Source organism: Rhodoferax sp., assembly GCF_039922535.1.
Classification (GTDB): domain Bacteria; phylum Pseudomonadota; class Gammaproteobacteria; order Burkholderiales; family Burkholderiaceae_C; genus Rhodoferax_B.
In genome coordinates this window covers 1-11010 of record NZ_JBDTEM010000406.1, presented here as the reverse complement: position 1 = coordinate 11010, position 11010 = coordinate 1, and the positions used below count along the sequence as shown (strand labels likewise).

Here is an 11010-nt window from a genome sequence, read left to right as displayed (position 1 = left end):
ATAAAGGTTTTGAAAGTGAACTCGCGCCCCATGCGGGTCCAGGCGAACCAGTAAAACGGCAGGTTGATCAGAAAGAACAGCTTGCCCAATGTGATGCCGGTGGCGTAGTGCAGCAAAAAAGCCACCCCCGCCGTACCGCCCGTCATCAGGCCCGCCTGGGCAAACAAGATCAGCGCCAGCGATACAAACAGCGTGCCGGTGAAGATAGCCTGTGCATCTTCAAACAGCGTGTGGACGTGGACGGAGGTGGCAGAGGTGGACATGGCGTAAACCGTTGCAGGAACTGTGCCGCGTCAGCAGCCCGGCACCTTTACAACCACTTTTACAGCCACTTTTGCAGCAGCACTGCGTGCCCCGCCGCCGGGTCCAGCTGGTAGCCCGCGAAGCCAAAGCGCGTGTAGCTGGCGATGGCGGCTGCGTTGCCGGTCAACACTTCCAGCGTCAGCTTGCAGCAGCCCCGCGCCTGGGCATGTTGCGCCACCGCCGCCAGCAGCGCCTGTCCCACGCCGCGGCCTCGGTGTGCGGGGTGCACCGCCAGGTCGTGGATGTTCAGCAGCGGCTGGGCCTTGAAGGTGGAATAGGCCTCAAAGCAGTTGGCCAAGCCGATGGGCTCGTCACCCAGCCAGGCGATGAAACTGGCGGCATGCGGGCGCTGGGCCAGGTCGGCGCACAGGCGGACCTTGACTGCTTCGGCCAACGGTGCGCCACCCCCCATGGGGTCTTGGGCGTAGATGTCCAGCAATTGGAGCAGGGAAGCCGCCTCCATGGGGTCGCGGTAGTCCACCCGGCGGACTTGCAACGCCATTAGGCGTAGTCCGCCACGGGTACGCAGCTGCAAAACAGGTTGCGGTCGCCAAACACGTTGTCCACCCGGCCCACCGGCGGCCAGTACTTCGCGGTTTTGAGCGATGCCAGCGGGAACGCGCCTACTTCCCGCGCATACGGCCGGTCCCACTCGGGACCCAGCAAGCTGGCAGCGGTGTGCGGCGCGTGTTTTAACGGGTTGTTGTCTTGCGGCCAAGTACCGGCCTCAATCTGGCGGATCTCATCGCGGATGGCCACCATGGCGAAGATGAAGCGGTCCAGCTCGGCCAGGGTTTCGCTCTCGGTAGGCTCCACCATCAGCGTGCCGGGCACGGGGAAGCTCAGTGTGGGCGCGTGGAAGCCGTAGTCGGCCAGGCGCTTGGCCACGTCTTCGGCAGTCACGCCGCAGCTGTCTTTGATGGGGCGCAGGTCCAGGATGCACTCGTGCGCGACGTGGCCGTTGGCGCTGGCGTACAGCGTCGGGTAGTGCGGAGCCAGCTTGGTGCTGACGTAGTTGGCGGCCAGGATGGCGGCTTCGGTGGCGTGCTGCAAGCCCTCGGCACCCATCATGCGGCAGTACATCCAGCTGATCGGCAGCACGGAGGCATTGCCTAGCGGCGCGGCGCTGATGGCGCCAATGCCGTGCTGGGTGTCGCCCGCTGTGGCGTGGCCGGGCAGGTAGGGAATCAAATCGGCCACCACACAGACCGGGCCCACACCGGGGCCGCCGCCGCCGTGCGGGATGCAGAAGGTTTTGTGCAGATTCAGATGGCTCACGTCGCCGCCAAACTCGCCGGGCGCGGCCACGCCGACCAGGGCGTTCATGTTGGCACCGTCCACATACACACGGCCACCGTGGCTGTGCACCAGGGCGCAGAGTTCCTTGACCTGGGTTTCAAACACGCCGTGGGTGCTGGGGTAGGTGATCATCACCACCGCCAGGTCTTGGCTGTGCTGTTCGCACTTGGCTTGCAGATCCGCCATGTCCACGTTGCCGTTGGCATCGCAGGCGGTCACCACTACTTTCAGCCCCGCCATCTGGGCGCTGGCGGGGTTGGTGCCGTGGGCGCTGCTGGGGATCAGGCAGATGTTGCGCTGGCTCTGGCCGTGGTCATCAAAGTAGGCCTTAATGGCCAGCAGACCGGCGTATTCGCCCTGGCTGCCCGCGTTGGGCTGCAGGCTGATGCCGGCGTAACCGGTGGCCTGGCACAGCCAGTCGCGCAGTTGTGCATCCAGCTCGGTGTAGCCCAGGCGCTGGTCGGCGGGGGCGAAGGGGTGGATGTTGGCGAATTCAGGCCAGGTCACCGGGGCCATTTCGCTGGTGGCGTTGAGCTTCATGGTGCAACTGCCCAGCGGAATCATGCTGCGGTCGAGTGCCAAATCCTTGTCGCTGAGTGCGCGGATGTAGCGCAGCATGCCGGTTTCACTGTGGTGGGTGTTGAACACCGGGTGCGTCAGAAAGGCGCTGCTGCGGCGCAGCTCGGCGGGGATCAGCGAGTCCACGCTGTCTTCCAGCTCACTCAGGCGCGGCATGGGCTCGCCGGGCTTGACGAAGAAGGACCACAGCATTTCGATATCGCCACGGGTGGTGGTTTCGTCCAGCGAGATGCCTAAATGGTTTTTTAAGCGAAAACGCAGGTTTGCGCAGGCGTTGTGTGCGCGAGCAGCTATTAAATCGCTAGCGTCGTCGGTTTTGACGGTGAGCGAGTCAAAGGCATGCGCGTTGACGATTTCGTAGCCCATTTGCTGCAAGCCGCGCGCCAGGATAGCGGTGAAGCGCGCTACGCGCTGGGCGATGCGGGTCAGGCCCTGCGGGCCGTGGTAGACCGCGTACATGCTGGCCAGCACGGCGGGCAGCACCTGGGCGGTACAGATGTTGGAGGTGGCTTTTTCGCGGCGGATGTGCTGTTCGCGGGTTTGCAGCGCCAGGCGGTAGGCCGGGTTGCCATGCGCGTCCACGCTCACGCCCACCAAACGACCTGGCAGCGAGCGTTTGAAGGCATCGCGGCACGCCATGTAGGCCGCGTGCGGGCCGCCATTGCCCATGGCTACGCCAAAGCGCTGGGTGTTGCCAATGACGATGTCGGCATCCCATTCGCCGGGGGGCACCAGCAGGGTCAGCGCCAGCAGGTCGGCCGCCACGCAGACGGCGGCGCCGCAGGCATGGGCCACGCCGACCAGCGGGCGCAGGTCGTGCAGCATGCCGTTGGTGGCCGGGTACTGGGCCAGCACGCCAAAGAAATCGCCGCTGGCCATCAGCTGGGGCAGGGTTTCCAGCGCGGTGCTGACCTTGACTTCGATGCCCAGCGGCTTGGCGCGCGTCTGGATGACTTCGATGGTTTGCGGATGGCAGTCGCCCGCCACGATGAAGACATTGCTTTTGCTTTTCACGCTGCGCTTGGCCAGGGTCATGGCTTCTGCAGCAGCCGTGGCTTCGTCCAGCATCGAGGCATTGGCGATGGGCATGCCGGTCAGGTCGCAGACCATGGTCTGGAAGTTGATCAGCGCCTCCATGCGACCCTGCGAGATTTCGGCCTGGTAGGGCGTGTACGCCGTGTACCAGGCGGGGTTTTCCAGGATGTTGCGCAAAATCACGCCGGGCGTGTGGGTGCCGTAGTAGCCCTGGCCGATGAAGCTTTTAAACACCTGGTTCTTGGCCGCGATGGCTCTCAGCTCGGCCAGCGCCGCGGCTTCGGTGATGGGCGCGGGCAAGTCCATGGGCGTGCTGCGCGCGATGGAGCGCGGCACGATGCCGTCAATCAGGTCCCGGCGCGAACTGGAGCCGATCACTTCCAGCATCAGGGTTTCGTCAGCAGCGTCAATACCGATGTGGCGGGCGATGAATTCGGCAGAGTTTTCGAGTTCGTGCAGGGAGGTCGTCATGGGGCGGTGTCCAGGGAGATCAAGCGTTTTGGCTAAAGGCGTTGTAGGCGGATTCGTCAAGCAAGGCGGCCACTTCGGCGGGGGCCGACAGCTTGACCTTGAAGAACCAGCCCGCACCCAGCGGGTCGGTGTTGGCCAGGGCCGGGTCGGCGCGCAGGGCTTCGTTGACCTCGGTGATTTCGCCAGAGACGGGCATGTACACGTCGGCAGCGGCTTTCACCGACTCGACCACACCGGCCACGTCTTTTTGGGCGAAGCTGGTGCCGACTGCGGGCAAATCCACAAACACCACATCACCCAGCGCGTCTTGTGCGTGGGTGGTGATGCCGACGGTGGCGATGTCGCCCTCGATGTTCAGCCATTCGTGGTCTTCGGTGTATTTGATGCTCATGGGGTTGCTCCTGTAAAAATTGAAAAATCAGCCGCGAAAGTAATTGTTCGGGGTGAAGGGCATGGAGGTGACTTCCATCGGCACGATTTTGCCTCGCACGATGGCGTTGATGCGGGTGCCGATGGCGGCAAATTCCGGGGCCACATAGGCCATGGCAATCGGCTTGTCCACCGTGGGGCCGAGCAGGCCGCTGGTGACTTCGCCGATGGCGTTGCCAGCGCTGTCTTGCAGGGCGGTGTGCTCGCGCACCGGGATGCGCTCCAGGGCCACGAGTCCTACACGTTTTCGGGTGTTGGCGCTGGTTCCACCTGCGAGGGCAGCTAGTATTTTGCTAGCGCCAGGGAATCCGCCCTCGCGCGCACCACCGGCTCGGCGCACTTTCTGGATGGCCCAGTTCAGGCCCGCTTCCACCGGGTTGGTAGTCGTGTCCAGGTCTTGCCCGTACAGGCACAGCCCGGCTTCCAGGCGCAGCGAATTGCGTGCACCCAGGCCGATGGGCTTGACTTCGGGCTGGGCCAGCAGGGCGCGGGCCAGTGCTTCCGCCTGTTCGGCATGCACCGAGATTTCAAATCCGTCTTCGCCGGTGTAGCCGCTGCGTGTCAAAAAGCAGGGAATGCCCGCCACATCGAAGTGGCCACCGGTCATGAACACCAGCTTTTCCACGCCAGGTGCGAGACGCGACAGGGCATCGACGGCCTGCGGGCCTTGCAGTGCCAGCAGCGCCATCTCCGGCATGGGGATGACCTGGCAGCGTTGGCCGATGTGGGCTTGGATGTGGGCGATGTCTTGGACCTTGCAGGCGCCGTTGACGATGACGAAGATGTCGTCGGCCCGCTTGAAGAACATCAGGTCGTCCAGAATGCCGCCGTCCTCGTTCAGCAGCAGGCCGTAGCGCTGCTTGCCCACGGGCAGGTCGATCACGTCCACGGGGATGAGGGTTTCAAATGCCGCCGCCGCGTCCGCGCCGACCAGGCGCAACTGGCCCATGTGGGATACGTCAAACAGGCCAGCCGCTGTGCGGGTATGGTGGTGTTCGGCCATCAGGCCAGCGGGATATTGCACCGGCATGCTGTAGCCCGCAAAGGGCACCATGCGGGCACCGAGTTCGAGGTGCAGGGCGTTGAGTGGGGTCAACTGTAGCGACGCGGGCAGATCAGACATGGCGGTTCTTTCAGAGGGCACACAGACAATCACGGTTTTTAAAAAACCATGTGTGGCCCCCTCTGTCCGCTTTACCTGAGCGATTCGCCGGGCGGGCCTTGCGGTGGTGCAGGCCGACTGCGGGTTGCGCCTTCGGTGAACCCGCTCCAGGGCGGGTTTCTCTCCAGGGGGAGACGCTTATACAAGCGCTTGTCAGTCCTTTTGCCTGAGCGTTCAGACCCACGTAGCGGGGTCCTGCGCCTTCGGCGGTTTTCGCGGGGAAAACTCTCTCCTGACTTTTTGATTCTACCGAACCGCGCGCCCCTGTTTGTACGTAAAGTGAAGCATCCCGGAGAAAGTACTATGTCCGACTTGCCACCATCCACCCGCCCCACGCAGGATCAAATGCTGCGCCACCTGCGCCGCTCCAACGAGGTTGCTTTGCGCGCCGTGGATTTGGGGCACCATCCGTTTGGCGCGGTACTGGTCGGCCCCGACCACGAAACGGTGTTGCTGGAGCAGTGCAATATCGACACCGTGAACCACGCCGAATCCACGCTGGCACGGGTGGCCGCCACCAACTTCAGCCCCGCGTTTTTATGGGGTTGCACCCTGTACACGGCGGTGGAACCCTGCTGCATGTGCGCCGGTACCGCCTACTGGGCGAATATCGGCCGCGTGGTCTACGGCATAACCGAAGCGCAATTGCTGGCCGAGACCGGCAGCCACAGCGAAAACCCGACGATGAGCGTGTCGTCGCGCTACGTGTTCGACCATTGCCAGAAGCCGGTGGATTTGATCGGCCCGGTGCCGGAAATAGCGCAGGAGACGATCGCCATGCAGCGCGCCTTTTGGGCTGGGCGTTAAGCGAAATTTATAGAAAAAGTGCCTCCAGCGCATATTCCACCTGCGCCAAAAGCTATATAAAGCATAGCAAGTCTAGCCGACTTTGCGTAGCAGCCAATCGGTGCTGCCAGGCCGACCCGGCAGGTCCAGCCGCGCCGTGGCTGCCGGGGTTTGCGCCAGCAGCTTGCCGCGCTTGAAGACCTGCAGCCGGGTGGCGCGCAGGCGGATGGCCTCGATCGGGTCTTGCGCTTGCAGCAGCACAAAGTCGGCCCAGCAACCGGCCTCCAGGCCATAGCCGTCGAGCTGCAAAATTTTGGCCGGGTTGACCGTCACCGCATCAAAGCACTGGCGCATCGCCGCCTGGCTGGTCATTTGCGCCACGTGCAGGCCCATGCTGGCCACTTCCAGCATGTCGCCGCTGCCGAGGCTGTACCAGGGGTCCATCACGCAGTCCTGGCCCAAGGCGACCGTAAGGCCGTGGGCCATCATTTCGGGCACGCGCGTCATGCCGCGGCGCTTGGGGTAGGTGTCGCCCCGGCCCTGCAGGGTGATGTTGATCAGCGGGTTGCTGACCACGTTGATCTGCGCCTCGGCCATCAGCGGCAGAAGCTTGGACACGTAGTAGTTGTCCATGCTGTGCATGGAGGTGAGGTGTGAGCCCGTGACGCGGCCCTGCAGGCCTAGGCGCTGGGTCTCATAGGTCAGGGTTTCGATGTGGCGCGACATCGGGTCGTCGGACTCGTCGCAGTGCATATCGACCAGCTTGCCTTGTTCGGCGGCCAGCTCGCACAGCAGTTTGACGCTGAGCGCACCGTCGGCCATGGTGCGCTCGAAGTGGGGGATGCCACCGACCACGTCCACGCCCATGTCGAGTGCGCGCTTGAGCTTGTCCATGGCCAGCGGGTCGCGCAGGGCACCGTCTTGCGGGAAGGCCACCAGTTGCAGGTCCAGGTAGGGCGCGACCAGGTGTTTCACCTCCAGTAGGGCTTCGACGGCCAGCAGGCGTGGGTCGCAAATATCGACGTGGCTGCGGATGGCCAGCAGTCCCTTGCCCACCGCCCAGTCGCAGTAGGCCAGGGCGCGCTGCACCAAGGCTTCCTGGGTCAGATCGGGTTTCAGCTCACCCCACAGCGCAATCCCTTCGAGCAGGGTGCCGCTTTGGTTGACGCGCGGCAGGCCGTAGCTCTGCGTGGCATCCATGTGGAAATGCGCATCGACAAACGGCGGGCTGACCAACAGGCCCTGGGCATCAATGGTTTGTTGTGCGGGGGCGTTCAGGCCGGCTGTGACTTCGGTGATGCGGCCGTTTTGCACAGCAATCGACATGCCGGTGCGTCCGTCGGGCAATGTGGCGTGGGTAACCAGGAGGTCAAGCATAGGGGGAGCCTTATGGGCCTTATGGCGGCGAACTAAAGGGGATTGAAGGGGCGGGAAATTAAACTAATTTTTACACGTCTGGGGAGTACCGCGGGCAATCGGTTGGTAACATCCTGACACAGACACTCTGCTTAGAGCGACAATCGTTTTTATGCGCTAAAAGGCCTCCCTCCCATGACCACTCCCACCCCTGCAACCTCACTTTTGATCGTAGACGACAGCCGGGTATCGCGCATGATGATCCGCACCTTGGTACAGGCCAAGCGCCCTAGCTGGACGCTGGTGGAGGCCACCAGTGGAGACGAAGCGCTGGCCTTGGCCGTGGCCCAGACCTTCACTTACTGCACCATGGACATCAATATGCCCGGCATGCTGGGGACCGATGCGGCCGAGCGACTCAAGCGCGACCATCCTGGGCTGCGGCTGGCGCTGTTTTCGGCCAACATCCAAGAAAGCCAGAAGACCCGCGCGGCCGAGCTGGGCGTGAAGTTTGTCGCCAAACCCGTGAGCGACAAAAGCGTGACCGAGGCGATTACTTTTTTTGAAAGCGCCACGTGATCGCCCTGTCTGACCTGCAACTGGATGCCTTGACCGAGGTGTTTAACGTGGGTGCAGGCCAGGCCGCCGCCAGCCTGAGTGAGATCGTGGGCGACGAGGTACTGCTGTCGGTGCCGCGCATCCAGTTTTTTGACCGTACCGATGTCAATGCCGAAATGCTGTCTCTGCAAGGCGGGCGGTTGGGCGCGGTGCGGCAAAAGTTTGGCGGCCCGTTCAGCCTGGATGCCACGCTGCTTTTCCGCGAAGAAAAAGCACTGGAAATCGTGCAGGAAATGCTGGGTTCGCAGGTCAACGTGGAGGACCTGGTGGACTTCGAGCACGAGGCCATGTGCGAGCTGGGCAACGTGATCTTGAATGCCTGCCTATCGGCCATTGCAGACATGTTGGGCGTTGGCCTGAGCAGCACCCTGCCTGAATACTCGGTGGACGGTGCCGACACCGTGATCGGCAAGCTGATGTCCGACGAGAGCCAGCCGATGGTGCTGGTGCTGCATATCGACCTGACCATCGAAAAACGGGACACCCAGGGCTATCTGGTTTTCTTGCTCAGTTCCAGTTCGCTAGAAGGGCTGATCAGTGCCCTGGATGCATTTCTATCGCGCATTTGAACCTATCCCCGGCCTCTATGCCTGCCAGCCTCCTTGCGCCGTTGCTGCCCTGGTCCCAGATGGTGGACGCGCTCAACACCGGCCTGATTGTGCTCAACCCGCGCGGCGAGGTGCTGTTGTGGAACGCCTGGGTGGTGCGCCACAGTGGCATTGAAGCACCGGCGGCGTTGGGCCGTACGCTCGAATCGGTGTTTGCCAACGACCTGTCGCTGTCCTTTATCAGCGCCCTGAAAAACGTGCTGACCTACAAGCTGCCAGTGGTGCTGTCCAACGTGCTGCACCGCACGCCGCTGCCGCTCTACCAGCGCCCCGAAGATGCTGTGAAAGGCCCGCAACAGCGCATGCCTCAGTCACTGACCCTGGTGCCGTTGCGTCACGACATTGCCAGTGACGATGGTTTTTTAGTGATGCTGCAAATTGCCGATACCAGCAGCTTTATGAAGCGCGAGCGGATGCTGCAGTCGCGCACCGAAAAACTCTCGCGCGAGGCGGTGATCGACGGCCTGACCGGCATCTACAACCGCAAATATTTCGACCAAAAACTGGCCATCGAATTGAGCCGCGCCCAGCGCCAGAAAACCCCGCTATCGCTGGTGATGCTGGATGTGGATTACTTTAAAAAATACAACGACACCTACGGCCACCCGGCGGGCGACCGGGTGCTGCAAGCCGTGGTGGGCGCGGCGCAATCCCAGCTGAATCGACTCTCTGACATCTTTGCGCGCTACGGCGGTGAAGAATTCATCATCATCCTGCCGTCCTTCGATCCGTCCGGGGCCACCCGGATTGCCGAGAAAATACGCCAAGCCGTGCTGGCCCTGCAGCTGGACCATGCCCGCTCGCAGGTGGCCCAGCACATCACCGTCAGCCTGGGGGTTGCCACTTGCCTCGGTGGTGTGGTGTGTACCGAAACGCGTTTACTTGACACCGTGGACAAAGCCCTGTACGCCGCCAAAGGCCGTGGTCGCAACACGGTGCAGTGGCTGAGCGTGTCCGATGCCCATTCCACCGGCGGCTATGTCACCAACGGCCAGAATCCTCCGGTATCCAGCCCCTCCATTGAATAGAGCTGCCCGTGCAGGCTGAATAAGCACCAGAGTCTTATTTCATGCCTAATTTAGGCGCTGTTTACACCCAGGCCTGTCGTCGTGCAAAACCTTGGATGCCGATATCTGCACCCCGGAAATGCCTCTTTGCAGAAACGCCAGTTTGCTATTGAATAAGTAGCTGCCTGCGCAGGTACCACCTGCGCGGGAACCGTATTTGGTTAAGATATCTGCGATCGCCTTGGTGCCGATTTCCAAGGCCGCGCGCCCCACTACCCGGAGACACCATGGACTATGTACTGATCATCCACGCTGTGCAGGACTACAGCGCCTGGAAGAAGGTTTTTGACGCTGCGGCTGCCATCCGCAAAGAGGCCGGGGAGCGCAGCTACCAGGTGCTGCGCTACCAGGCCGACGCCAACAAGATCGTCCATTTCTCGCAGTGGGTATCGATTGCCCAGGCCCGGCAATTCTTCGAATCCCCCCGCCTGGTCGAGATCCGAAAGCAGGCCGGCGTGGAAGCACCAGAGTTCATCTACCTGCAGGCGTTGGAGGCGGGGGTGTTGTAAGGAATAGCCTTACGCCGCCTTGCCGAAGCGCTCCAGCACATGCCGTCCCATGTTGTGCGCCAGTTCGTCCTCGCCCAGAAACACGCGGCCCATGTTTTCCTGCGCCAGCAGGGCCGCTTCGGCTGCGTTGTGGGTGCGCACCACGGTTTCGATGTGCGGGTTCAGCATGCGGGCGTGGGCCACCATCTGGCGCACGTTGAAGGCATCGGGTGCGGCGATCACCAGCATGCTGGCGCGGGCGATGTGGGCCTGGATCAGCACCCCGGCATCGGCGGCATCGCCCGACACGGCGGTGATGCCGCTGGCGCGCAATTGCTCGACGCGTTCGCGGTTTTGCTCGACGACCACGAAGGGGATGTCTTGCGCATGCAGCTCGGCCGCCAGGCGCTTGCCCACGCGGCCATAGCCCACCAGCACCACCTGCCGGGACAGGTATTTTTCGTCGGTGGCCATGGGCAGCTCCGACAGCGGGTCGGTGCTGCGGGCGAATTTGGCGGCCAGGGCCGGGTGGGACTCCAGCCACTGCTCCAGCCAGTCGGCGCCCTTGAACACCAGTGGATTCACCGCAATCGACAGCAGCGCACCGGCCAGAATCAGGCTTTGTCCCTCGGGTCGCAGCAGGCCCAGGCTGGCACCTAGCCCGGCCAAAATGAACGAGAACTCGCCAATCTGCCCCAGGCTGGCCGACACGTTCAAGGCGGTATTGAGTGGATAGCGAAACACCAGCACCAGCGCGGCGGCGGCGATGGACTTGCCGACGATGATGATGGCCAGCACGGCCAGTACCT

General features: G+C 62.8%; 12 protein-coding genes and 2 riboswitches. Of the genes, 5 read left to right on the top strand and 7 right to left on the bottom strand.

Features of this window, described 5'->3' with window-relative positions:
- The 5 genes from ABI213_RS19245 to gcvT all read right to left on the bottom strand — a co-directional run.
- The coding region (locus tag ABI213_RS19245; protein WP_348028293.1) for a YitT family protein at positions 1–263 on the bottom strand (263 nt) is incomplete at its 3' end.
- A gap of 59 nt (positions 264–322) precedes the next feature.
- Complete coding sequence (locus ABI213_RS19240; RefSeq protein WP_348028291.1) at positions 323–805, bottom strand: GNAT family N-acetyltransferase; 483 nt, start codon at positions 803–805, stop codon at positions 323–325.
- Entirely contained in the window at positions 805–3687 is a 2883-nt protein-coding gene (gcvP, locus tag ABI213_RS19235) for an aminomethyl-transferring glycine dehydrogenase (RefSeq protein WP_348005622.1), read from the bottom strand. The genes ABI213_RS19240 and gcvP overlap by 1 nt, the downstream gene beginning before the upstream one ends.
- A gap of 19 nt (positions 3688–3706) precedes the next feature.
- Positions 3707–4078 carry a glycine cleavage system protein GcvH gene (gcvH, locus tag ABI213_RS19230; RefSeq protein ID WP_348028289.1) on the bottom strand — a complete coding sequence of 124 codons (372 nt, stop codon included), beginning with the start codon at positions 4076–4078 and terminating at the stop codon, positions 3707–3709.
- Positions 4079–4105: 27 nt separating this feature from the next.
- On the bottom strand, positions 4106–5239 hold the full coding sequence (gene gcvT, locus ABI213_RS19225) for a glycine cleavage system aminomethyltransferase GcvT (RefSeq protein ID WP_348005624.1): 1134 nt from the start codon (positions 5237–5239) through the stop codon (positions 4106–4108).
- Between the two features lie 52 nt (positions 5240–5291).
- Positions 5292–5416, bottom strand: a riboswitch (glycine riboswitch).
- A gap of 6 nt (positions 5417–5422) precedes the next feature.
- A riboswitch (glycine riboswitch) is annotated at positions 5423–5523 on the bottom strand.
- Between the two features lie 58 nt (positions 5524–5581).
- Here gcvT and ABI213_RS19220 point away from each other — a divergent pair.
- Entirely contained in the window at positions 5582–6085 is a 504-nt protein-coding gene (locus ABI213_RS19220) for a nucleoside deaminase (RefSeq protein ID WP_348005625.1), read from the top strand.
- Positions 6086–6157: 72 nt separating this feature from the next.
- On the opposite strand, the gene ABI213_RS19215 is transcribed toward ABI213_RS19220, so the two are convergent.
- Positions 6158–7441: an amidohydrolase family protein gene (locus ABI213_RS19215; protein WP_348005626.1), complete on the bottom strand. Its 1284-nt coding sequence runs from the start codon at positions 7439–7441 to the stop codon at positions 6158–6160.
- A gap of 174 nt (positions 7442–7615) precedes the next feature.
- Between ABI213_RS19215 and ABI213_RS19210 the strand changes: the two genes are divergently transcribed.
- The 4 genes from ABI213_RS19210 to ABI213_RS19195 all read left to right on the top strand — a co-directional run bounded on the left by ABI213_RS19210 (position 7616) and on the right by ABI213_RS19195 (position 10222).
- Positions 7616–7999 (top strand): response regulator, encoded by a 384-nt coding sequence (locus ABI213_RS19210; protein ID WP_348028287.1) that lies wholly within the window; start codon positions 7616–7618, stop codon positions 7997–7999.
- The gene (locus tag ABI213_RS19205; RefSeq protein ID WP_348005628.1) at positions 7996–8607 is read left to right on the top strand and encodes a chemotaxis protein CheC; all 612 of its coding nucleotides are present in this window, start codon (positions 7996–7998) and stop codon (positions 8605–8607) included. Before ABI213_RS19210 ends, ABI213_RS19205 begins: the two co-directional genes overlap by 4 nt.
- A gap of 17 nt (positions 8608–8624) precedes the next feature.
- Positions 8625–9674 carry a diguanylate cyclase gene (locus tag ABI213_RS19200; protein ID WP_348028285.1) on the top strand — a complete coding sequence of 350 codons (1050 nt, stop codon included), beginning with the start codon at positions 8625–8627 and terminating at the stop codon, positions 9672–9674.
- Positions 9675–9940: 266 nt separating this feature from the next.
- Positions 9941–10222: an antibiotic biosynthesis monooxygenase gene (locus tag ABI213_RS19195; protein ID WP_348028283.1), complete on the top strand. Its 282-nt coding sequence runs from the start codon at positions 9941–9943 to the stop codon at positions 10220–10222.
- 9 nt (positions 10223–10231) lie between these two features.
- Here ABI213_RS19195 and ABI213_RS19190 read toward each other — a convergent pair.
- Positions 10232–11010, bottom strand: a 779-nt coding sequence (locus ABI213_RS19190) for an NAD-binding protein (RefSeq protein WP_348028281.1), incomplete at its 5' end; no start/stop codon positions are given.